This is a genomic window from Gemmobacter sp. (genome assembly GCF_046292685.1).
GTDB lineage: Bacteria > Pseudomonadota > Alphaproteobacteria > Rhodobacterales > Rhodobacteraceae > Wagnerdoeblera.
This window is the reverse complement of record NZ_JBKBQM010000055.1, coordinates 1-19,884: the sequence shown is the minus strand read 5'-3', so window position 1 is coordinate 19,884 and position 19,884 is coordinate 1. Positions and strand designations below refer to the sequence as shown.

The 19,884-nt window shown below is 65.1% G+C and carries 24 protein-coding genes and 3 pseudogenes; 15 read left to right on the top strand and 12 right to left on the bottom strand.

What is annotated here, in order from left to right; translation table 11 throughout:
- Window positions 1-149 precede the first annotated feature (149 nt).
- Window positions 150-1,466, bottom strand: coding sequence for a FliI/YscN family ATPase (locus ACK4S2_RS13390; RefSeq protein WP_409625274.1), 1,317 nt, complete (start codon window positions 1,464-1,466; stop codon window positions 150-152).
- Between the two features lie 84 nt (window positions 1,467-1,550).
- Between ACK4S2_RS13390 and ACK4S2_RS13385 the strand changes: the two genes are divergently transcribed.
- From ACK4S2_RS13385 to ACK4S2_RS13345, 9 genes are read left to right on the top strand one after another with little or no spacing between them, the layout of a single operon-like run.
- Complete coding sequence (locus ACK4S2_RS13385; RefSeq protein ID WP_409625271.1) at window positions 1,551-1,931, top strand: FlgB family protein; 381 nt, start codon at window positions 1,551-1,553, stop codon at window positions 1,929-1,931.
- Window positions 1,932-1,934: 3 nt separating this feature from the next.
- Complete coding sequence (gene flgC / locus ACK4S2_RS13380; protein WP_409625268.1) at window positions 1,935-2,312, top strand: flagellar basal body rod protein FlgC; 378 nt, start codon at window positions 1,935-1,937, stop codon at window positions 2,310-2,312.
- Between the two features lie 21 nt (window positions 2,313-2,333).
- The gene (gene fliE / locus ACK4S2_RS13375) at window positions 2,334-2,618 is read left to right on the top strand and encodes a flagellar hook-basal body complex protein FliE (RefSeq protein ID WP_409625265.1); all 285 of its coding nucleotides are present in this window, start codon (window positions 2,334-2,336) and stop codon (window positions 2,616-2,618) included.
- Window positions 2,618-2,887: a flagellar biosynthetic protein FliQ gene (locus tag ACK4S2_RS13370; RefSeq protein ID WP_409625262.1), complete on the top strand. Its 270-nt coding sequence runs from the start codon at window positions 2,618-2,620 to the stop codon at window positions 2,885-2,887. The genes fliE and ACK4S2_RS13370 overlap by 1 nt, the downstream gene beginning before the upstream one ends.
- Window positions 2,888-2,890: 3 nt before the next feature.
- Window positions 2,891-3,607 carry a flagellar hook-basal body complex protein gene (locus ACK4S2_RS13365; RefSeq protein ID WP_409625260.1) on the top strand — a complete coding sequence of 239 codons (717 nt, stop codon included), beginning with the start codon at window positions 2,891-2,893 and terminating at the stop codon, window positions 3,605-3,607.
- Between the two features lie 9 nt (window positions 3,608-3,616).
- Window positions 3,617-4,402: a flagellar basal-body rod protein FlgG gene (gene flgG, locus ACK4S2_RS13360; RefSeq protein ID WP_409625257.1), complete on the top strand. Its 786-nt coding sequence runs from the start codon at window positions 3,617-3,619 to the stop codon at window positions 4,400-4,402.
- A complete protein-coding gene (gene flgA, locus ACK4S2_RS13355) occupies window positions 4,402-4,815 on the top strand; it encodes a flagellar basal body P-ring formation chaperone FlgA (protein ID WP_409625254.1) in 414 nt (137 codons plus the stop codon). The genes flgG and flgA overlap by 1 nt, the downstream gene beginning before the upstream one ends.
- Window positions 4,816-4,830: 15 nt before the next feature.
- Window positions 4,831-5,550, top strand: coding sequence for a flagellar basal body L-ring protein FlgH (flgH, locus tag ACK4S2_RS13350; RefSeq protein ID WP_409625251.1), 720 nt, complete (start codon window positions 4,831-4,833; stop codon window positions 5,548-5,550).
- Between the two features lie 11 nt (window positions 5,551-5,561).
- Window positions 5,562-6,026 carry a flagellar basal body-associated FliL family protein gene (locus ACK4S2_RS13345; RefSeq protein WP_409625248.1) on the top strand — a complete coding sequence of 155 codons (465 nt, stop codon included), beginning with the start codon at window positions 5,562-5,564 and terminating at the stop codon, window positions 6,024-6,026.
- 2 nt (window positions 6,027-6,028) lie between these two features.
- Here ACK4S2_RS13345 and ACK4S2_RS13340 read toward each other — a convergent pair whose 3' ends face one another.
- The 10 genes from ACK4S2_RS13340 to fliL all read right to left on the bottom strand — a co-directional run bounded on the left by ACK4S2_RS13340 (window position 6,029) and on the right by fliL (window position 15,633).
- Window positions 6,029-6,361, bottom strand: a complete 333-nt coding sequence (locus ACK4S2_RS13340) for a hypothetical protein (protein WP_409625245.1) — start codon at window positions 6,359-6,361, stop codon at window positions 6,029-6,031.
- Window positions 6,358-7,449, bottom strand: coding sequence for a flagellar biosynthesis protein FlhB (locus tag ACK4S2_RS13335; RefSeq protein WP_409625243.1), 1,092 nt, complete (start codon window positions 7,447-7,449; stop codon window positions 6,358-6,360). The genes ACK4S2_RS13340 and ACK4S2_RS13335 overlap by 4 nt, the downstream gene beginning before the upstream one ends.
- A 9-nt stretch (window positions 7,450-7,458) precedes the next feature.
- Window positions 7,459-8,226 carry a flagellar biosynthetic protein FliR gene (locus ACK4S2_RS13330; protein ID WP_409625240.1) on the bottom strand — a complete coding sequence of 256 codons (768 nt, stop codon included), beginning with the start codon at window positions 8,224-8,226 and terminating at the stop codon, window positions 7,459-7,461.
- Window positions 8,223-10,304 carry a flagellar biosynthesis protein FlhA gene (gene flhA, locus ACK4S2_RS13325; protein WP_409625238.1) on the bottom strand — a complete coding sequence of 694 codons (2,082 nt, stop codon included), beginning with the start codon at window positions 10,302-10,304 and terminating at the stop codon, window positions 8,223-8,225. Before flhA ends, ACK4S2_RS13330 begins: the two co-directional genes overlap by 4 nt.
- A gap of 3 nt (window positions 10,305-10,307) precedes the next feature.
- Window positions 10,308-11,015 carry a lytic transglycosylase domain-containing protein gene (locus tag ACK4S2_RS13320; RefSeq protein ID WP_409625235.1) on the bottom strand — a complete coding sequence of 236 codons (708 nt, stop codon included), beginning with the start codon at window positions 11,013-11,015 and terminating at the stop codon, window positions 10,308-10,310.
- 70 nt (window positions 11,016-11,085) lie between these two features.
- Window positions 11,086-13,263, bottom strand: a complete 2,178-nt coding sequence (locus tag ACK4S2_RS13315) for a hypothetical protein (RefSeq protein ID WP_409625232.1) — start codon at window positions 13,261-13,263, stop codon at window positions 11,086-11,088.
- The gene (gene motA, locus ACK4S2_RS13310) at window positions 13,264-14,133 is read right to left on the bottom strand and encodes a flagellar motor stator protein MotA (RefSeq protein WP_409625229.1); all 870 of its coding nucleotides are present in this window, start codon (window positions 14,131-14,133) and stop codon (window positions 13,264-13,266) included. It lies immediately after the preceding gene.
- A gap of 59 nt (window positions 14,134-14,192) precedes the next feature.
- Window positions 14,193-14,771 carry a MotE family protein gene (locus ACK4S2_RS13305; RefSeq protein WP_409625226.1) on the bottom strand — a complete coding sequence of 193 codons (579 nt, stop codon included), beginning with the start codon at window positions 14,769-14,771 and terminating at the stop codon, window positions 14,193-14,195.
- On the bottom strand, window positions 14,768-15,142 hold the full coding sequence (locus ACK4S2_RS13300) for a hypothetical protein (RefSeq protein WP_409625277.1): 375 nt from the start codon (window positions 15,140-15,142) through the stop codon (window positions 14,768-14,770). Before ACK4S2_RS13300 ends, ACK4S2_RS13305 begins: the two co-directional genes overlap by 4 nt.
- Before the next feature lie 11 nt (window positions 15,143-15,153).
- The gene (gene fliL / locus ACK4S2_RS13295) at window positions 15,154-15,633 is read right to left on the bottom strand and encodes a flagellar basal body-associated protein FliL (RefSeq protein ID WP_409625223.1); all 480 of its coding nucleotides are present in this window, start codon (window positions 15,631-15,633) and stop codon (window positions 15,154-15,156) included.
- 111 nt (window positions 15,634-15,744) lie between these two features.
- Between fliL and fliF the strand changes: the two genes are divergently transcribed.
- Genes fliF through fliP form a run of 4 tightly spaced genes read left to right on the top strand, consistent with a single transcriptional unit; the run spans window position 15,745 to window position 18,896 of the window.
- Complete coding sequence (gene fliF / locus ACK4S2_RS13290) at window positions 15,745-17,313, top strand: flagellar basal-body MS-ring/collar protein FliF (RefSeq protein WP_409625220.1); 1,569 nt, start codon at window positions 15,745-15,747, stop codon at window positions 17,311-17,313.
- Complete coding sequence (locus tag ACK4S2_RS13285) at window positions 17,313-17,912, top strand: flagellar biosynthesis protein (RefSeq protein ID WP_409625218.1); 600 nt, start codon at window positions 17,313-17,315, stop codon at window positions 17,910-17,912. The genes fliF and ACK4S2_RS13285 overlap by 1 nt, the downstream gene beginning before the upstream one ends.
- Complete coding sequence (locus ACK4S2_RS13280) at window positions 17,905-18,183, top strand: FliM/FliN family flagellar motor switch protein (protein ID WP_409625215.1); 279 nt, start codon at window positions 17,905-17,907, stop codon at window positions 18,181-18,183. The genes ACK4S2_RS13285 and ACK4S2_RS13280 overlap by 8 nt, the downstream gene beginning before the upstream one ends.
- Window positions 18,180-18,896 carry a flagellar type III secretion system pore protein FliP gene (gene fliP / locus ACK4S2_RS13275; protein WP_409625212.1) on the top strand — a complete coding sequence of 239 codons (717 nt, stop codon included), beginning with the start codon at window positions 18,180-18,182 and terminating at the stop codon, window positions 18,894-18,896. The genes ACK4S2_RS13280 and fliP overlap by 4 nt, the downstream gene beginning before the upstream one ends.
- Here fliP and ACK4S2_RS13270 read toward each other — a convergent pair.
- Window positions 18,896-19,036: pseudogene (locus ACK4S2_RS13270) on the bottom strand (transposase); the annotation flags it as partial. The gene fliP and the pseudogene ACK4S2_RS13270 overlap by 1 nt on opposite strands.
- A 69-nt stretch (window positions 19,037-19,105) precedes the next feature.
- On the opposite strand from ACK4S2_RS13270, the pseudogene ACK4S2_RS13265 reads away from it, so the two are divergent.
- Window positions 19,106-19,204, top strand: a pseudogene (locus ACK4S2_RS13265) (transposase); the annotation flags it as partial.
- 188 nt (window positions 19,205-19,392) lie between these two features.
- Window positions 19,393-19,765, top strand: a pseudogene (locus tag ACK4S2_RS13260) (transposase); the annotation flags it as partial.
- Between the last annotated feature and the right edge of the window lie 119 nt (window positions 19,766-19,884).

The window sequence follows — 19,884 nt, the reverse complement described above, 5'->3', positions numbered from 1 at the left end:
GCTATGGACTTACAACAACGACCGCCCCAACATGGGCATCCGCGGCATCACACCCGCAATGAAACTGAAAATGGTCGCGTAAGTTCTACGGATGCACCCCGTTAAAAACGGGGAGATTACCATCGACCACCGCCCCGGGCGGGGTGACGTCACCTTTGCCCAAGGCATTCTGCGAGGTGGCGGAAGCTGTCGCTTGTGTCGCCCGGTTCGTCTTCAGACAGAAAGGCATCCAGATCGGGCCATGCCTTGATGGCGGCGTCGACCAGCGGGTCGCTTCCGGCGGCGTAAAGCCCCGCCTGAACCATCATCTCGGCCCGTTCGTAAGCGCCAAGCAGACGACGCGCTTCGGCGATCAGGGCGTTCTCCTCCGGGCTGGCCGCATCGGGGAGACTGCGCGAAACCGAGCGCAACAGGTCAATCGCCGGAAATCGGCCGCGTTCGGCGATTTTTCGGTCCAGCACCACGTGGCCATCCAGCGTCCCGCGCAGGATGTCCGCCACAGGCTCCTCCATGTCGGAACCGGGAACAAGGACCGAAAACACGGCGGTGATGTCGCCGGCGCCTTCCGGGCCTGGCCCGGCCCGCTCGGCCAATGCCATGATCGCGTGGGCAACCGAAGGAGGGTATCCGCGCAGCGAGGCATCCTCGCCAGCGGCCAGCGCCACCTCCCGGTGCGCTTCGGCAAACCGGGTGATCGAATCGGCCAGCAGCAAGACATGCAGGCCCTGGTCGCGGAAATGCTCGGCCACCGCCATGGCGGCCCAGGCACACCGCCGGCGAATCAATGGGGCCTGGTCGGAGGTGGCCGCGACCACGACACTGCGCGCCATGCCGGCAGGCCCCAGCACCCGGTCCGTAAAGGCGCGCAATTCCCGCCCGCGTTCGCCGATCAGCGCGATCACAACGACATCGGCCTGAACGCGAGAGGCAAGCCGCGCGAGCAGGTTCGATTTTCCGACACCCGACCCGGCGAACAACCCGATCCGTTGACCGCGCACCATCGGCAACAGGGTGTTGAAAGCCCGAAGTCCGGTTTCGAGCCTTGCGCCGAGGGGGCGCCTTTGTGCCGCCGGTGGCGGCGCTGCACGCAGGGGGCGCGATTTGAAGCCCCGAAACAATGGCTTGCCGTCCAGCGGCCTGCCAAGCGGATCGATGATGCGGCCGATCCAGCTGTCGTCCGGGGCGATGTCGCCGTTTCCGGCAGGCAAAACGGCATCGCCGATCACCAGCCCTTCGCCCCCGCCATCCGCCAGCACCGTGATCCGGTCCTGCGACATGCGCAGAACCTCGCCCCCGAGGCGACCGTTCCGGCCCTCGATCTCGACCCGGTCGGACAAGGCCGTGCTGCGGGTCAGGCCCGAGACCTGCAGCAATCCGCGCGCCAGTTCGGCGACACGCCCTACCGGCCGCACCACCGGGATGGCGGCGATTTCTGCGCGCAAACCGTCAAAGACCGTTCTGGTCATGTCATCGGACTCCCTTGTTGCCAATTACGGTTTCTAAAGGAATCACCCTTAAACCTTGGTGAAGCAGAGCGAGGGAGAATCCCGATGTTCACCAACAAAGTCGAAGTCCTGCAGATGGCACGCGCAATGGCGGCGCATGCGGCGGCACGCCAAGGCGTCATCGCAGCCAACGTCGCCAATGCCGATACCCCCGGCTACCGCGCTCGGCACCTTCCGGGTTTCGCACAGGTCTGGGAGGCGCAGCGGATGCCGATGGCGGCGACCCGCCCGCAGCATCTGACCGGCGGCAACCGCCAGACGATCGCTGCCGTCGCCGACTCGGCGCATCTCAGTCCGAACGGCAACTCGGTGTCGCTCGAGGCGGAGATGGTCGCCGCCGCCGAGGCGCGCCAGGCGCACGACTTTGCCTTGGCCATCTATCGGACCTTGTCGGGCGCCATCCGCGCCACCCTCGGGCGGAGGTAAGCGATGTCCGATCTTCTTCGCAGCCTCGGCATTTCCGCCTCGGGGATGGAGGCTCAGGCCCGGCGCCTGCGTCACACTACGGAAAACATCGCCAATGCCGATACGCCCGGCTACCGACGCAAGACCACGGACTTTCGCCTGGGCAACGATGGCACGGTCGAAACCGGGCCCGTGCGGCTCGATCAATCGAACCCGACCCGCGTCTACGACCCCGGCCACCCCTTGGCCGACGAAAGCGGCCACTACCTCGGCTCGAATGTCGACATGGTGGTGGAAATTGCCGACGCGCGCGAAGCGCAGCGCTCCTATGAGGCGAACCTCAGAATGTTCGATCAGGCCCGGCAGATGACTCAGGGCCTGATCGACCTCTTGCGCCGTTAACCTTTCAACCGGAGATCCAGAATGGATATCAAGGCTTCTCTGGCCGCTGGCGCCTATGCCAGGGCTCGCAATGCGGCAACCCCCGATCCTCAGGCGGCAAGTTCGCCCCTGGGTCAGATGGCACAAGAGTTTTCGGCCGTACTGCAGGCGGGCGAGGAAACGGCCAAGGCAGCGATGACGGGCCGCGCCGACCCGCACGCGCTTGTGCAGGCGCTGTCGGCGACCGAACTGGCCGTCGAAACGGCGGTCACCTTGCGTGACAAGGTGGTCGAGGCCTACCAGGAAATCCTGCGGATGCCGGTGTGATGGCCCCCGAAGCCGTCATCTACGACCTGATGCGCCAGGCGCTGTGGGTTGCGGTCCTGATGTCGGCGCCGCTTCTGACCGTGGCGCTGATCGCCGGGTTGACGATCGGGCTGTTTCAGGCGCTGACCTCGGTTCAGGAGATGACCCTGACCTTCGTACCCAAGGTCGGCGCGATGCTGATCGTGTTCTGGGCCACGATGGGTTTCATGACGGCGACCCTGACCGATTTCTTCACCAGCCGCATCATCCCCCTCATTGCCGGAGGCTGACCGATGGAAAATGCAATCTATGCCGCGTTGACGCGCCAGTCCGGCCTGATGCGGGAAATGCAGGTGGTGGCCAACAATATCGCCAACCTTTCCACCACGGGTTTCCGGCGCGAAGGCGTGATCTTCTCCGAATATGTCAAACGCCTCGACGACGCCCCGTCCTTGTCGATGGCGAGGGCCTCGGCGCGCAACATCGACCTGTCGCAAGGCGACATCGTGCAAACCGGAGGCACCTTCGACTTTGCAATCCGGGGCAACGGTTTCTTTCTCATCGAAACGCCCGATGGCGAAAGGCTTTCGCGGGCCGGGCATTTCACCCCGAATGCCGAAGGCGACCTGGTGAATCCCGATGGGTTTCGCCTGCTGGATGCAGGCGGTGCCCCGGTTGCGTTGCCACCCGGGGCCATGACGGTCAGCCTGGCGCAGGATGGTACGCTTTCGGCCGACGGTGTGCCTGTGGCGCAGATCGGGCTTTGGGCACCGGCCGATCCGAACAGCCTGCGCCATGTTGCCGGAACGCTTTTCTCGGCCGACGCCCCCGAACCGCTGGAAGATGGCGCCGGCACCCTGCTGCAAGGCCACCTCGAAGGCTCGAACATCAATCCGGTTTCCGAAATCGCCCGCATGATTGAAGTGCAGCGCGCCTACGAACTGGGACAACAGATGCTCGACCGAGAGGATCAGCGCATCCGCGCCGTCTTGCAAACCCTTGCCCGATAGGAGGCTTCGATGAAGGCGTTGCAGATCGCCGCAAGCGGCATGGCCGCCCAACAGATGCGCGTGGATGTGGTGTCGCACAACCTCGCCAACATGTCGACGACCGGCTACAACGCCCGCAGGGCCGAGTTCGCCGACCTGCACTATGTCCAGGTGGCGCGGCCCGGCACGATTTCGGCCGAGAACGGCACCATGTTGCCCACCGGCATCCAGCTCGGCATGGGGGTGCGCGCCACCTCTGTCGCGCAGATCCCGGAACAAGGGGCGCTGAGCGCCACCGGCGGCGATCTGGACATCGGCATCGAAGGGCGCGGCTGGCTGGAGGTGACGCTGCCTTCGGGATTGTCGGCCTACACGCGCGACGGGGGGTTGAAACGGTCGGCAGACGGCCTGATCGTCACGTCCGACGGACACCCCGTCGCGCCCGGCATCACGATTCCGGCTGACGCCCGCAGCATCACCATCAACGCCGCCGGCGAGGTGTGGGCCTATTTCGCCGATCGGGTGGCGCCCGAACAGCTCGGGCAGTTTTCGCTGGCAGGCTTTTCGAACGAACGCGGCCTCGAAGCGATCGGATCGAACCTTTACCTCGAAACGGCGGCATCCGGGCCACCCGTGGTTGCCGCGCCGGGCGAAGACGGCCTCGGCACCTTGCGCCAGGGCTATCTGGAGGACAGCTCGGTCGATGCCGTGCGCGAGGTGACGGAACTCATCAAGGCACAACGCGGCTACGAACTGAACGCAAAAGTCATCACGGCGGCAGACCAGATGCTTGGCGCCACCACCCAGGTGCGCTGATGCTGCGCCTCGTGCTGTTACTTGCCTCGGTTGTGCCGGCAGGTGCCGACACGTTGGTCGCCGCCCGAAACATCCGCCCGCAAGCCATTCTGGGCGCGGACGATCTGGCACTCCAGCCCGGCAGCGTTCCGGGTGCCTTGCAGGCGCCCGGGCAGGCCATCGGCATGGAGGCGCGCGTCGCCCTGTATGCCGGCCGACCGATCCGACCGGGTGACATCGGGCCGCCGGCGATCATCGACCGCAACCAGATCGTGCCGCTGGCCTATCTTTCGGGTTCCCTTGCCATCATGACCGAAGGGCGCGCGTTGGGACGCGCCGGGGCCGGCGATGCGGTCCGCGTCATGAACCTTTCCTCCCGATCCACCGTGACGGGCCGCGTCCGCCCGGATGGCACCGTGATCGTCGGCCCCTGATCTGTCGGAGTTGCCATGCGCTCTACCCCATTTCTGATGCTTCTTCTTGCCGGATGCGGAAACCTGCAGGATGTCGGGCGCGCGCCCGGATTCTCGCCGCTGGAGGGCAGTTATGCCCACCATGCCTTGTATTCGAGCCCGTTTCCCGAAAGTGCGACCCCCTCGGCCCCGCAGGATGCCGCCTCGCTCTGGACGGCAACGCAGGCATCGCTGCTTGGCGACCGGCGTGCGGCGCAGCGCGGGGACATTCTGACGGTGGTCATCGAAATCGACGACCGCGCCGAGATCTCCAACGCCACCGATCGTTCGCGCAGCGGCAGCACCTCGATGGGCGTGCCGCAACTGTTCGGCCTGCCGCAAAGGCTGGATGAAAAGCTGCCCTCCGGCGCCAGCATGGCCGATGCGGTCAAGGCGCAAAGTGCCTCCACCTTTTCCGGCGATGGATCGGTTGCCCGCAAGGAGAAGCTGAAACTTCGGATTGCGGCAACGGTGGTAGAGAAGTTGCCGAACGGCGTGCTGCGTATCGAAGGGCAGCAGGAGGTTCGGGTGAACTTCGAGCTGCGCGAGCTGATCGTGACCGGCTACGTCAGGCCGGCGGATATCTCGCGTCAGAACGAGGTCACCTACGACAAGATCGCGGGGGCGCGTGTCTCCTACGGTGGGCGCGGGCAGATCAGCGATGTTCAGCAGCCGCGCTGGGGGCAGCAGATCGCCGATCACCTGTTGCCGTTCTGAGGAGGTCGCCCATGCTGCGCAAGATCATGCCAGTCGTGCTGATGCTGATCGGAACCGGGGCGGGGGTCGGGGCCGGCCTGGCGCTGCGCCCCACGCCGGAGCCCGAGGCGGCTCATCCGCCCGAGACGTCCGCGGTTTCTGACAAGCCTGCGAACCTGGAGTTCGTCAAGCTTCCCAGCCAGTTCGTCGTGCCCTTGCTGGAAAGCGGGCGCGTGGCCGCGCTGGTGGTTCTGTCGCTCAGCCTCGAAATTGCCCCGGGCCAGGCCGAAATGGTCCACGCGCGCGAACCGAAGCTGCGCGACGAGTTCTTGCGCGTGCTGTTCGAGCACGCGAATACGGGCGGCTTCCGAGGCACCTTCACCGATGCCTCCAACCTGGTCGTGCTGCGTCGCGCGTTGAAGGAGGCAGCCGTCAAGGTGCTGGGAGAGCAGGTTTCTGACGTGCTCATCACCGATATCGTCCGCCAGGACAGCTGAGGTCAGCGCCCTCTGTCCCGCAGCCGCTCCAGTACCAGCGCGCGCCCGAATGCGGCGCGCGCTTCGCTTTCGGCGGCCATCCTGGCTGCGCGTGCCGTCGCCAGTTGTTCGTTCAGCATCATCCGACGAGGCGCCGCCCAGCGTTCGTGGCGGAGTGCGACGGATTCGATTGCAGCGAAGGAAAGGTCGCCGGCAACAGGCACGCTGGCATCCAGACCGGCCAGTCGATCCTGCAGCGTCTGGCAGACCTGGGCACGGCGGGAGAGTTCTGCAAGCTTCGCCTCCCGGATCATGGCCGCAATCTCGGCAAGTCGGCGCAGTCGCTTATCCATCATCGGGGCAATCTCCCTGAAGAACGCTGCCGGGCCCGGCGGCGCATCGCCTCGGCAAATCTGATTGCCGCCGCGACGGGGCGATAATGCTCGGGTCGGATTGCCTGCCCGATCTCGACGGTGGAGTACAGCGCCCGAGCAGTGGCCGGATCGCGCCGCAAGGGAACGCCTGCCTGCATCGCCGCCGAACGAATGCTTGCGGCAATGTCGTCAACGCCCTTTGCCACGCAGACCGGAGCACCGCGCGAACCGCGATCCCATTTCAAGGCGACGGCATAGTGTGTCGGGTTGACGATGACGACATCCGCCTTGGGTACATCGGCCAGCATCCGGTTGTTGGCAATCTCCATCGCGCGCTGGCGCCGTTGCGCCTTGAAATGCGGGTCGCCTTCGGATTGCTTCATCTCGTCGGTCATTTCCTTGCGGGTCATCCTGTGGCGCCGGTCGTGCTCGAAGCGTTGCCAGAGCAGGTCCAGGGCACCGATGACAACCTGCACCACCAGCACCAGCAGAATGAATTCGAGCAACAACCGGCCGAGCATGACCGCGATCAACGACGGTTCCAGGGCCATGCCCGCGATCAGCCACTCGACCCGCTGCCCAAGGTAGGCCGCGAGGATCGCCGAGATCGTCAGAAGCTTCACAAAGCCCTTGCCGAATTCGAACAGCCCGTTTCGGCCGAACTTGTTGCGTGCCCCCTGGATCGGCGAGATGCGCGACATCTTCGGCTCCAGCCGTGCAGGAGCAAAGACCAGCGCGCGCTGCGCCAGCAGAACCGCGATGACCGCGACCATCGGCAACAGCACGAAGGGTAGCAGGCTCGCGAGGATTGCCGCGCCAAGCCCACCGAGCAACGCGGATTGCCCCGTGACCACCAGGGGGGCGAGCGTTTCCGCCTGATCCAGCAGCACCATCAAGGCTTCGCCAAAAGCGATCGTCGCGCCAGGAGAACCCAGCGCGGCAAGGGCCAGGCCGGAAAACCCTGCCGCGCCCAGCAGGTCGCGCCCGATGGGAACCTCGCCCTTGCGCCGGGCTTCCTGAAGGCGCCGCTCGGTCGGGGCAAACTCCTTGTCTTCGTCCGCTTGCTCCATGCCTTGCGCCTAACGTGGCAACGCGAAAGGATCGACCAGCCACAGTTGCCAGGCCGAGAGCCAGATCTGCAGCATCAGCGGTGCCGCAATCGCGAGAAGAACAAGCCCTCCGAGGGTCAGCGCCGGTGCGCCGATGAAGGCGACCATCAAGGCCGGCAAGGCCTTGTTGATCGCGCCAAGCGCAACGTTGTACAGAAGGCCGCCAATCACAAAAGGTGCCGCCAGGGAGAACGCCAGCGAAAACGACCGTGCGACCTGCGCCAACCCCCAGGTCAGAACATCGCCCGCTTCGGGAAACCGACCTTGGGGCAGCAGATCGTAGGAAACGATCAAGGCCCGGGCGGCCTGCACATGCAATCCCGTCGAAAAGGCTAGGGCAAGTGCTGCGAGGGACAGAAGGTTGGAAATCGCTGGCTGAGGTTCGGCCCCCGCCCCTGCAAACAGTTGTGACAGCGATGTCGCCTGCGCCGCCATCGCGCCGGCGGTCTGCAAGGCAAGGATGAACAGCCGGAAACCGGCCCCCAGCATCAATCCGACAACGGCTTCTGCCAGAATCGCAAACGCGGTGATCTGCACCGGGCTGGTCACGGCAGGGGCAACCGCCAGGGTCAGCGCCAGCGCCGCGCCCAGACGAAACCTGACGGAAAGGCTTTGTTCGCCAAAGGCCGGAAGCAAGGCCATGACTGCGCCGACGCGCACAAAAGCGAGGAAGGCCGACCAGAACAGCCGCAAGCCATCGCCTTCGATCCAGACGAGCAGTTGCTCCAACCCGGTCATGCAGGCACCACGCCGACCAGCGAGGGGCGCGCCTCGGCACCGATTTCGTCGTAGGAAAGCACCGCGATCGGCAATCCTCTGGCGCTCGCCACGCTGCGCAGGAACCTGCGACGCAGCGAGGAGGTGACCAGCGCGGGCTGCAGGCCGGCCTCGGCTGCGCGGGCCACTTGCGTGCCCATGCCATTGGCGAGCCGATTGAAATCCTCCGGCGGCAGCGCAACGTCCTGCAGGCCTCGTTCCCCGTCGATCTGATAGCGGGCAAAGGCCTGCTCCCACTCGGGTGCAAGCTGGATCAGCGGAATGGTTCCGTCGGCACGTTTCAATTCTGCGACAAGCTGGAAGCCCATCCGCCGCCGCACGTGTTCGCAGATCGCTTCGGGAGCCAGTGGCGCCCCGCGCAACTCTGCGATCGCCTCCAGCACAAGGGGCAGGTTTCGGACCGACACCCGCTCTTCCAGCAGCAAGCGCATGACAGTCAGCAACGTGTCGATCGGAACCTTTTCGGGGATCAGTTCGTCCAGAAGCCGCCGGTTGGCCTCGGAGCGGACAGGGTCCGACAGCTGGGTGAACTCGTCGAGCAGGCGGCGCAGACCCTTCAACGTGAGAAGGCGGGCAAGATTGGCCTTCAGCACCTCCAGCAGATGCGTCGCCAGAACTTCGGCGGGGGACACGACCGTCAGCCCGGCCAGGGCGGCCTCCTCTTGCCGGGCGGGGGCAATCCAGCGGGCAGGCGCGCCGTAGACCGGCTCGCGCACATCTTCGCCCTCGGGTACGGTTCCGTTGCCATCGGACAAAAGCACAAGCGCACGGTCCGGCCGCAGGCGGGCCTGCACCACCTCGACCCCCTGAATCCGGATCCGGTAGTGACCCGGGGGCAAGGTTGCCTCGTCGGTCAGGCGCATTTCCGGCAGGATGATGCCGAATGCCGTCGCAATATGGGTTCGGATCGAGGTGATGCGCGCGTCCAGCCCGGTGCCCGGGTCCAGCGCCATCGAGACCAGATCCGACGCGAACTCTACATGGATATCATCGAAGTCGAGAACGTCTCCCATGGGGCGCACCCTGACCGGGTCTTCGGTTTGCGTTGTTTCGGGTGCGGTTGGTCTGGCCCGGGTGCGGGTCAGCCAGAAGGCCGCCCCCCCCAGCAAGGCTGCACCCAGCATGAAGGGGATGAACGGCAAGCCGGGCAGAACGGCAAAGGCCGCCATGAGCGCGGCCACCGTGCCAAGAGCGGCCGGATACTTGCCCAGCTGGTCGATCACCGCGGTATCCGCCGCACCCGTCGCCCCTCCGCGCGCAAGCAGCAGCGCCGCCGCCACCGAAATGATGACGGCCGGAATCTGGCTGACCAAGCCATCGCCAACCGTCAGGATCGCATAAGTTTCAAAGGCTTGGGAAATGGGCATGCCATGCCCGATCACACCGTTCGCGAGCCCCACCACAATGTTGAGCAGCGTGATGAGCAGCCCGGCAACGGCATCGCCCTTGACGAACTTCGAAGCGCCGTCCAGCGAACCGAAGAAGTTGGTTTCCGCAAGCTCGCGTTCCCGCCGCGCCTTGGCCTCGGCGTGGCCGATGGCGCCGGCGTTCATGTCGGCATCGATCGCCATCTGTCGGCCCGGCATCCCGTCCAGGGCAAAGCGGGCCCCGACCTCGGCCATTCGTCCGGCACCCTTGGTGATGACCATGAAGTTGACGATCAGCAGAACACAGAAGATCACCACGCCCAGCAGCACCGACCCGCCCATGATGAAGCTGGCAAACCCTTCGATCACGGCGCCGGCGGCATCCGGGCCGGTGTGCCCCTCGGTGATGATGAGCTTGGTCGAGGAGACGTTCAGCGAAAGCCGCAGCATCAGGCTGCCGAGCAGGATGGTCGGAAACGATGAGAAGTCGAGGGGGCGTTCGACGAAAAGCGTGACCGTGAAGATCAGGATCGCAAGCGCGAATGACACCGCAAGCCCGGTATCCAGCAACCAGGCCGGAACAGGCAGGATCATCATCACGATCACCGTCATCAACGCCAGCGCCATCAGCACTGTGGGACGGAACAGGTTGGCGGCTGTCAGCGCCTGCATCCTTTACCCCCCGATCAGTCGGTTTGCGGCGCCGACAACAAGCCTGCCTGCGCCACCGATCGTCGGCACCAACGAGCCGGCGGCCCCCCGACCACCGGCTTGAAGAAGCGGAAAGCGGTTGAGTGCGGCGGGCCTGGGCTGTTGAGCCGGGAGATCGGGCAGACCGGCGCGAAGCGTTTCGATGCGCGTCGCATAGTCGGCCGCCCTTTCCCTTGTGCGCGAGTGGTAGGCACCGACGGCCTGCCGCCAGTCGCCTTCAGAGCGGTACAGCTCTGCCAGAAACGCGGCCGCATACCGCGCGTTCTGCATCGGATCGAACATCTGCGATATCGATTGGAACTTGTGGCCATGCCAGCGATGGTTCAGCTGGAAACATCCCACGTCGATGTTTCGGGTGCCGGATTCGACCGCCTTGCGCACATAGGCTTCGGCTGTCTGCCGGCTGTCGAACCACTGCCCCTTGCCACCTTCGTTGACCGCCCACGGCCAGGGGCGCAAAACGCCGGCGAGGCGCCGACCCGACTCGGCAAGTGCAATGGCCTGCATCAGGTCGACCGGTATGCCGTACTCGCGCGCAGCAAGGACTGCGGCGCTTTCGCAGGTTTCGGGTGCTGCAGCCGCAGTCAACGGCAGAAAGGCCGCAGCGACAAGGCCGGCCAAGATCGAAAGCGACAGGGCTTTGACACTGCCCCTTTGCGGTGCGTTCTGCACAATCGATTCCTCGTCGAAACCATACTGGTCGCTGGAGGTTAGGGGGCCAAGGGTTGAGAAACCGTTAGCCTCAGATGCCGGATAGCTGGCGCTTGCGCAGCAATGCGTCGATTTCGGCGCGGGTGGCCTCGCTGTTGGTCAGCAATGTCCGGCTCCGCGCAAGCGGTCCCTCGTCTTCTGCAAACGGGGTGGCCGCGCGACGGCCGATAACGGTCTGCAGCTCTGCATCCGCGGCGGATCCCAGCGCGTCCCAATCCTGCGCAAGAAGGCGCGCACGCTCTGCCAGGTCTTTGGCGCCCGCGCTCTCCCAGGCGAGCGAGGCGCCGGGATAATCGCCGATCAACGCCAGTGCTCTTGCACGGATGGCGTGTGCGTCTGCGCTTTCGAGGCCAGCAACATGCCGAAGTGCTTCGCGGCCATCGCGCAAATCAAGCGCGATCGCGGCATTCAGCATCGCGGCTTCGGCGGATTGCAAGCCCTGTGCCCATTGCCTGGCGCCTTCGGTGAAGCCGATTTGCTGCAAGCGGTGTGCAACCGACAGTCGCGCGTCGTCCGGCAAGGTTGTCGGGTGCGCGATCGCAGGGTCCAGCGCGAGCTCGGCGAGCTTGATCGCCTCGCCGTGTTCGGCCAGCAAGGGCCAGAGCACGGCTTGAAGATCGGGGTCATCATGCGCCAGTTCGCGGAAGGCCCGATCTGCCTCTCCAGTCACCACCTGCCCCTTGGCCAGAATCCGGCGCAACAACGGCCCCTCGGCCGTCGTGCGATGCTCCCGGTACATGGCTTCCAACGCCAGGACCTGGGCCGGATCCGGCAGTTCACCTCGGCGCAAGCGACTGTCGATCAGAATCGCCAGCGCCCGTGCCGCCGCCGCACCGTCGTCTGCAACCACAGACCCGAGTTTCTGTTCGGCGATTTCGGCGCGGCCCTCTGCGAAGTCGAGCCCGGCATCGATCAGGACAAGGCCGCTGCCATGCGGGCCGGTCGCCCGGTCGATCGCATCTCGAATTGCGCGCGCCCCGTCGCGGTCTCCGCTTTCGAGGAACCGATCCGACAACCTGATCCCAAGGTGCCGGCGCAGATGCAGTGGCAATGCAGAGAAGCTGCGGACGATGGCGTCACGATTGGCCCCGTGGGGCGTCGGATCGTCTTGCGACCCGAGGAAAGACCACATCGCCGCCGCCGTGTCGCAGCCTTGCATCCCGGGAAAGACCGTTGATTCGGTGGCACCGTCAACCAGTTTGCCCAAGGCATCGAGCAAAGGCATATCGGGGTCGTCCGGATGCAGGAGCCGCAGCAGGAGGCGCGCCTCGGCGCCAAATCCGAAGAATAGGTTCAGGCGTGTCAGCGCGATTACCCTGTCGCGATCCGGCCGATCGAACTCGCCCAGCAGGTTTGCCTGCGCCTGGGCAAACTGGATGGCTGCCGAACCGTCGTTGCCCCAGGCCGACACATCCAGGCGATCGTCGCCGAGACAGGCTTTGCCTTCTGCCGTGGTGGTGACGCCAGAGGGCGCGCCAGCTTGCCGGATTTCCATCTGATTGGGCTTCACGGTTTCTGGCGGTGCTGGTGGCGAGGGATCGACCCTTGGCTCCGCAATCACGCTGGAGCCCTTGGCAGCGGGCTGAACCGCGCCGGCAGCGATGCTGCGAGACAGATCCATCAGCAAACGGTCGCGTAGCTGGCTGGCACGCGGATCGGGTTGGGGCACCACAATCGGAGGCAATGGAGGGCGGGCCCTTGCAGGTTCCACAACCGGGGAGACCGACGCTGATGCCGCAGCCGGGGCGAGCCCGGCAGGCCTGGCCTTCGGGCGCAGAGTCTTGCGCACCACCAGGGGCGGCAAGGGCCTTCCGGCATCCGCGAGCTCAAGCTCGAATGGCGAAGCCGACGGCGGCGGACCGTCGAGAATGTCCAGGATCACGACGCCCGGTCGGAAGGCGGTGGCAAGCAAATGACAGTCGCATCCGGGCGCCAGGCGCAAGGTCCCGCTGTAGGGATCGACCCATAGCGCGGCAAGGCGTTCGCGCGGTATGGCGTCGAACACGGTCGAAAGATCGTAGCGCCAATCGGCAAAAGGCACGCGAAATCCGTAGCCGTCGCCTGTGCGCCCCAGTTCCCAACCCGTCGCCTCGGGAAGGGTCAGAACCAGGCGATAGACACCATCCTGCTGCCCTGCCCGCACGGTTACCACCTGTGAATGGGCGGCGCCGGCAAGGACGAACCACAGAAGCACCAGACAACGAAACATTCATGCAGCCTTTTGCTTGAGCAACCGCAATGCTTCTTCGAGATCGCCAAAGCTCGGGCGCACGTGATGCGGGGTGTTCTGGCGCCCGACTTCGATGCAGATATTGGCCGGGTGCCGGTGTAGGTTGGCCACCAGCACTTCCCGGATCAGCCCGTAAAAGTGCTGGTCTTCCTCGACGACGGCCTTCACCTTTGTGGCAAAGGGGCCGACGAGGCCATAGGCCAGGAAGACGCCAAGAAACGTCCCGACCAATGCACCGCCGATCATCTTGCCCAGAATCTCGGGCGGCTGGTCGATGGATGCCATGGTCTTGATGACACCAAGCACCGCCGCAACAATCCCGAGCGCCGGCAGGGCATCGGCCACCGTCTGCAAGGCGTGACTCGGGTGCAGAGCGTGATGGCGGGCGGCTTCCATGCGCTTGTCGAGAACTTCTTCGACCTGATGCGGATCGTCGTAGTTCATCGAGGCGGCACGCAAGGTGTCGCAGATGAGCTCGACCGCCTCGTGGTCACGCTGGATGCGGGGATAGGCGCCGAAAATCGACGAGGCACCTGGGTTTTCGATATGTTCCTCCAGCGCGACGGGGTTGCTGCGGGCGATCCGGATGAGTTCGAAGAGCAGGCACAGCAGGTCGCGGTAATCCGCCGGCTTCCACTTAGGCCCCTTGAAGACCTTGCCGATGTCCTTGACCGTTTGCCTGGCAGAAGCCCCGTCATTGGCCAGAAGAAAGGCACCGATGGCTGCGCCCCCGATCATCATCAGCTCGAAAGGCAATGCCTTGAGGATGATGCCGATCTTGCCTCCGGCGGCAAGATAGCCCCCGAAAACCATGATGAAGATGAGTGCTATCCCGATGATGCCGATCATCTTTTCGCCTCCGTTCGAAACTCGGACCAATCTGGCAGCCGGGGGTTAACAAACCGGCATCATTCCCGCGGAACCAGCGCGTTCCGGCCTGCAAGCAATACCGACAGGGTGTATGCCGACTGAGGTGTCATGCCCGACAGGACGGCGGCTGCGGCTTCGGGGCGCATCCGCCCCAGAAAGCCCGCAGCGAACTCGGGGGCCATCGTCTCGAACAAGGCGGCGGCCTCCTTGGGCTTCATTGCCTCGTATACAGTCGTCAGACGCGCGATGTCGTTCTCGGCGGCGCCGTCGGCCTGGGTCAGGGTCGCGCGAAGCTGCGCTTCGGCCTCCTGCAACTCCTGAATTCGACGCGCCGTCACTTCATCCGCCAGGGCTAGGGCTGCGAGCCTGTCCTCGATTGCGGCTTCTCGCATGGAAACCCGCGCCTCCCTTTGCTGCAGAGCAGCGGCGAGTGCTGCGGGCGGGGCCGGGCAAGCAGCGGGCGCAGGCGGAGGCGCCTCGGCAACGGTCTCGGCTGGGGGTGTCACGGCTCGGGCAGCAGATACGCCTAGACCCACGCGGATCACACCGGACACCAGCATCAACCCGGAGAGAAAGAACAGCACCCCGCGCACAGGGCGACGGCGCACGAGGCTCATTCTGCGGCCTCCGCCTCGCGTCGGACGCGCGCGCGGACGAAGCGGACCTTCTTGTCTGGCGGCGATTCGGTCACGCGGTCGCCGGGTTCGGGCAAATCGTGCAGCGACGAAACCAGCAGTTCCAGACGGACAGCCGCGGTATCTGCGCGCTCTGTCAATTCCTCGAGACGGCGGGTCGACAAGGTCGCAGTGTTTTGTGCCGACGCCAGCGCCTTGGTCAGGTCGTCGACCTGCGCCGAGAGAACGGCGATCGCGCCGCCCATGCCGGTTTCCAGCTGGTTGAACCGGGTCAACCGACGCTGCAGCACAAAGCAGTAGACTGCGGCGCCGAAGGCCCCGGCTGCAAGCAGAACGTCGGCAATCAGCTCCATCATTCTCTCCTTCAGTTCAGCACGAACTCGGTGACCAGCAGGTCGCGGACCCGGCCATCGCCAGTGACAATCTGTATGCGACGAAGCATCTGCGCCCGCAGCCGGATCAGCGCGGCCGGATCCTCGAACTCGACAGGATCGACGGCGCGCAGATAGCCGTTGAGCAGATCCATCACCCGCGGCTTCAGCTTCTCGACATCGGCCCGGTAGGCAGCTTCCACTTCCAGCTGCGCCGCGAACCGCAGATGCCGGCTGCGACTACCCGGCGCCAGGCTCACCACGAGCGGATCGAGCGGGACGAAGGCGACATTCGGCAAGGGGGTGGGCCCGCCCGCCGCATGGGGCACCGATCCGAACGGAATCAGTCCGGTGAAGGTCGCGTAAAAGCCCCCGGCCGCACCGGCGAGGGCCAGACAAAGCCCCAGAATCATCGGCAGCTTGGAGCGTTTCTGGGCAGGAGCTCCCTCCTGCGGGGCGGCGCTTTCGACCATTCGGGCCTCCTTTTCGCAAGACAAGATATAGACCGCAGGTCACTAACCGATTGTTAAGGCCGATCGGCGATCCATCGAGTCATCAGGCAGAAGCCGAAGACGGAGAATCCGGTGCAACAGGTCGTTTCGTTCTGGTCCGTGCTCGACACGCGGCGGCGCGCCTTCGTGGTGTTGGCGACAGTGGCGATGTTCGCGGCGGTCCTGGCGCTGGCCCGCGCGGCGTCATCGCCTTCGATGTCTCTGCTCTATGCGGGGCTCGAGCCTTCAGCTGCGGGCGAAGTGGTTGCTGCCCTCGACCAGCGCGGTGCGGTCTACGAGATCCGGGGCGATTCGATCTGGGTTGCCGGCAGCCAGCGCGATCAGCTGCGCATGGCACTGGCCGGTGAAGGGCTGCCACGCACGGGCGGCGCCGGATACGAGCTTCTCGATCAGCTGTCCGGCTTCGGCACCACGGCGCAAATGTTCGATGCGGCCTATTTGCGGGCCAAGGAAGGCGAACTGGCGCGAACGATCGCATCCAACCCCTTTGTCCGTTCCGCGCGGGTCCACCTGGCGGTTCCGGCCACCCAGGCCTTTCGCCGGGATCAGCAACCCAGCGCATCGGTGACGGTTACGACCGCACTCGGCGGAATGACTCCGGCCCAGGCTCAGGCGATTCGCTTTCTGGTTGCTTCGGCGGTTGCAGGGCTTGTGCCCGAAGCCGTCTCCGTCATCGATACCTCGGCAGGCCTGATCCCTCTGGCCGAATCCGGCACGGTTTCCGCCGACGGCAGGACCGAGGAACTGAAACGGTCCGTCGAACGGTTGCTGGCGGCGCGCGTCGGCCAGGGGCGGGTGCTGGTCGAGCTTTCGGTCGATGTCATCACCGAACGGGAATCGATTTCCGAGCGCAGGTTCGACCCCCAGGGTCGGGTCGTCATCTCCACGGAAACCGAGGAAAAAAGCAACTCGTCCACCGGCAGCCCGCAAGGGGTTACCGTCGCATCCAATCTGCCGGAGGGCGACGCATCGGGCGGTGGCGGCAGCCGGAGCCAGGGCGCGGAAAGCCGAGAGCGGGTGAACTACGAAGTCTCCGAGACCGCGCGCGAACTTCTGCGCGCACCGGGCGGCGTCCGGCGCCTGACGGTGGCGGTGCTCGTGGACGGGATTCGGTCGCCCGAAGGCATCTGGCAAGCACGCAGCGAAGAAGAACTGAACGACCTTCGCGACCTCGTCGCTTCGGCCGTCGGCTATGACGAGGCGCGTGGCGATGTCATCACCATCAAGTCGCTCGAGCTCGAGCCGATGCAGGCGGGCGTCGCACCGGATGGGCCGGACTGGCTGAGGCAACTCGATCCGATGGGCCTGATCCAGCTTGGCGTCATTGCCACGGTGATTCTGGCCCTCGGGCTGTTCGTGCTTCGGCCGCTGCTCGCCTCCGGGCGCGCGATCCCGGCCGAGCCTCAGCTGGCGCTGCCTGCTGCGACCACACCCACGCCTGGCGGCCCCGTCCCGGTTCTGACCGGCGAGATCGACGATGGTTCAGGCTTGCCGCCCTTGCCGGTGGCCGCATCGCGAAACGCCGAGCGCGGAACCCCGAAGGACCCGGTCGAACGCTTGCGTCAGCTGATCGCCGAGCGCCAGGCCGAATCGGTCGAAATCCTGAGGAGCTGGATGGACGAGCGTGAGGAGACCCGGTGATGCCGCCTCTCACCCTTGAGGAATTCGAAGCGGAGTCCTCTCTAGTCTCGGGGCCCGGCAGCGCGATCGAGGCGACCGAACTGGAAGAGCTCCGGTTGGCGGCCTTCGAAACCGGCTACAAGGCAGGCTGGGACGATGCCGTCTCGGCAGGCTCCAGCGCCGAGACCGAGCAGCGCAACGAGGTGGCCCGGGCCCTTCAAGCCCTCTCCTTCACCTTTCACGATGCGCGCGCGCATGTGCTGCAGGCGCTCAGTCCCCTGATGGCCGAAGTCGCCGCGCGGCTGCTGCCCGAAATTGCGCATGCGGCCCTGCCTCATCTGGTGGTCGAGGCGCTGGCCCCCTACGCGGAAATCGCCTCCGAGGCCCCTGTAACGGTCCTGCTCAACCCGGAGTCCCGCAACCGCGTCGAGGAGCTCGTCGGCACAAGATCGGGTCTGCCGCTTCGGTTTGTCGAAACGGCAGACCTGAGCCCGGGCCAGGTCGGCCTGCGCCTGGGCGAAACGGAAACCAGGGTGGATCTGGATGCGGCGTTGCTGGCGATCCGCTCGGCCCTGAACGACTTCTTCGATCTCGCAGCAAAGGACAACAACCATGGATGATCCCGCCCACCCTGATTCGGCCCATCCCTTCGACCAGGTGCCGATCGAGATCACCGTCTCGGTCGGGCGGGCCCGGCCGCAAGTTCGCGACCTTTTGCGTCTGAAACGCGATGCCGTGCTTCCGCTGGATCGGCGGCTTGACGATCCGGTCGAACTCTACATCGGCGACCGGCTCATCGCGCGCGGCGAGTTGCTCGAAGCCGAGGGCGAATCGACCGGCATGCTTGCGGTTCGCCTGACGGAGGTCTCCAACCTGCGCGGCAATTCATGATCCGCGTCCTGCCGGTTCTTGTGTTGCTGGCAACGCCGGCCGCTGCGCAGGATCTGACCCTGACCATTGCCGATGGCGGATCGCTGACCACCCGCACGGTGCAGCTACTGGCACTGGTTACCTTGCTCAGCCTCGTTCCGGGCCTGGCCGTCATGGTGACCTGCTTTCCGTTCATCGTAACGGTGCTCTCGATCCTCCGGCAGGCCATCGGGCTGCAGGCCGCACCGCCGAACATGCTCATCATCACCCTTGCCTTGTTCCTGACCTGGTTTGTGATGGACCCGGTCCTCACAGAGGCGTGGACAGCCGGCATCGGCCCGTTCAGCGAAGGAAAGATGGATGTCGAACAAGCCTTCGGTGCCGCCATCGGGCCATTCCGACAGTTCATGGCGGCACGCCTCGACCCCGACACGTTTGCCACGCTGGCCGCATTGAGGCCCGAAAGTGCTGCACCGGAGTCGTTAAGCGAGGCCCCTTTGTCGGTGCTTGTTCCTTCGTTTCTGCTGAGCGAAATCGAAAGAGCGTTCCAGATCGGATTTCTGATCTTTCTGCCGTTTCTTGTCATAGATCTGGTCGTGGCGGCGATCCTGATGTCGATGGGCATGATGATGGTGCCGCCCGCGATCGTGGCCTTGCCATTCAAACTGGCGTTCTTTGTCGTTGCAGACGGTTGGAGCCTGATTGCCTCAGCCTTGGTCCGCAGCTACGCATGATTGCTGATCGCCGAGATCAGGCTGGGCGAGGCCTCGACGCCGCAGATTTCCTCGATATGACCCTGGAGCTCGCGGGTCATCATCCCCCGGGCATACAGGCTGACGATCTTGCGGTCGAACTCGGTAAAGCGGCGCTGATAGGGTATGACGTTGCCCCCTCCGCCTAATCCAGTTTGAGGTAGACTCTGGCCCAACCGAAAGGACCAGAGATGAAGCGCAGCAGGTTCACTGAAGATCAGATCATTGGCATTTTGAAAGAGCATGAGACCGGGATTTCCATGGCCAATCTGTGCCGCAAGCACGGGGTCAGGGCTTTGTCCCCGGTGGTGGTGTAGGAGGAGGCCGCGCGCGGAGCCATTGGCGTAGCGCAGCGCGGGGCCGGCGGTGCCGCTGGTGGTCATCGCCGATCTTCGGAGAAGGTCCGGGTTGCGAGACCTGAAACCAACAACGGAGAATGAGCCATTGTCCGCCATCGGTCCGAGGACAATGGCGAATGATGACCGACGACAGAATGGCGCTTCTCGAGCTGGTTGAGAGTGAGGGGCCAGCGCGCCATTGGTCCAAGCGCGGCCCCGAACGCCGACGGCGACCTCGTGCGCGAGATGCTGGCCTATGCGGCCGAGCGGATCATGGAAGCGGAGGTCGAGGCCCGGACGGGTGCGGCCAAGGGCGCGCGCACGCCGATGCGGGAGGTTCAGCGCAACGGATACCGGGAACGGGACTGGGACACGCGGGCGGGACGGATCGCGCGGGAGATCCCGAAGCTGCGCAAGGGCAGCTACTTCCCCAGCTTTCTGGAGCCGCGCCGCACGGCGGAGAAGGCTTTGGTGGCCGTCATTCAGGAGGCCTATGTCCACGGCGTTTCGACTGTCCGTCGTCGAATGATTTGGAACAGGCGGCCTAATTCTGGAGCGGATCGTTCGGGCTCATCGAGTTCAGGTTATGCTGCTTGACGCTGATGGTTCAAGCGGCGGTTTTGGATGGTTTT

Coding starts and splice junctions, on each gene's coding strand:
- ACK4S2_RS13365 (WP_409625260.1), top strand. CDS start 2,891: ATGGAAAATGCAATCTATGCCGCGTTGACGCGCCAGTCCGGCCTGATG.
- flgG (WP_409625257.1), top strand. CDS start 3,617: ATGAAGGCGTTGCAGATCGCCGCAAGCGGCATGGCCGCCCAACAGATG.
- ACK4S2_RS13340 (WP_409625245.1), bottom strand. CDS start 6,361: ATGATGGATAAGCGACTGCGCCGACTTGCCGAGATTGCGGCCATGATC.
- fliP (WP_409625212.1), top strand. CDS start 18,180: ATGATCCGCGTCCTGCCGGTTCTTGTGTTGCTGGCAACGCCGGCCGCT.
- motA (WP_409625229.1), bottom strand. CDS start 14,133: ATGATCGGCATCATCGGGATAGCACTCATCTTCATCATGGTTTTCGGG.
- ACK4S2_RS13315 (WP_409625232.1), bottom strand. CDS start 13,263: ATGTTTCGTTGTCTGGTGCTTCTGTGGTTCGTCCTTGCCGGCGCCGCC.
- ACK4S2_RS13305 (WP_409625226.1), bottom strand. CDS start 14,771: ATGAGCCTCGTGCGCCGTCGCCCTGTGCGCGGGGTGCTGTTCTTTCTC.
- ACK4S2_RS13390 (WP_409625274.1), bottom strand. CDS start 1,466: ATGACCAGAACGGTCTTTGACGGTTTGCGCGCAGAAATCGCCGCCATC.
- ACK4S2_RS13280 (WP_409625215.1), top strand. CDS start 17,905: ATGGATGATCCCGCCCACCCTGATTCGGCCCATCCCTTCGACCAGGTG.
- flhA (WP_409625238.1), bottom strand. CDS start 10,304: ATGCAGGCGCTGACAGCCGCCAACCTGTTCCGTCCCACAGTGCTGATG.
- ACK4S2_RS13345 (WP_409625248.1), top strand. CDS start 5,562: ATGCTGCGCAAGATCATGCCAGTCGTGCTGATGCTGATCGGAACCGGG.
- flgH (WP_409625251.1), top strand. CDS start 4,831: ATGCGCTCTACCCCATTTCTGATGCTTCTTCTTGCCGGATGCGGAAAC.
- flgC (WP_409625268.1), top strand. CDS start 1,935: ATGTCCGATCTTCTTCGCAGCCTCGGCATTTCCGCCTCGGGGATGGAG.
- ACK4S2_RS13370 (WP_409625262.1), top strand. CDS start 2,618: ATGGCCCCCGAAGCCGTCATCTACGACCTGATGCGCCAGGCGCTGTGG.
- ACK4S2_RS13300 (WP_409625277.1), bottom strand. CDS start 15,142: ATGGAGCTGATTGCCGACGTTCTGCTTGCAGCCGGGGCCTTCGGCGCC.
- fliL (WP_409625223.1), bottom strand. CDS start 15,633: ATGGTCGAAAGCGCCGCCCCGCAGGAGGGAGCTCCTGCCCAGAAACGC.
- fliE (WP_409625265.1), top strand. CDS start 2,334: ATGGATATCAAGGCTTCTCTGGCCGCTGGCGCCTATGCCAGGGCTCGC.
- ACK4S2_RS13335 (WP_409625243.1), bottom strand. CDS start 7,449: ATGGAGCAAGCGGACGAAGACAAGGAGTTTGCCCCGACCGAGCGGCGC.
- ACK4S2_RS13285 (WP_409625218.1), top strand. CDS start 17,313: ATGCCGCCTCTCACCCTTGAGGAATTCGAAGCGGAGTCCTCTCTAGTC.
- ACK4S2_RS13385 (WP_409625271.1), top strand. CDS start 1,551: ATGTTCACCAACAAAGTCGAAGTCCTGCAGATGGCACGCGCAATGGCG.
- flgA (WP_409625254.1), top strand. CDS start 4,402: ATGCTGCGCCTCGTGCTGTTACTTGCCTCGGTTGTGCCGGCAGGTGCC.
- ACK4S2_RS13330 (WP_409625240.1), bottom strand. CDS start 8,226: ATGACCGGGTTGGAGCAACTGCTCGTCTGGATCGAAGGCGATGGCTTG.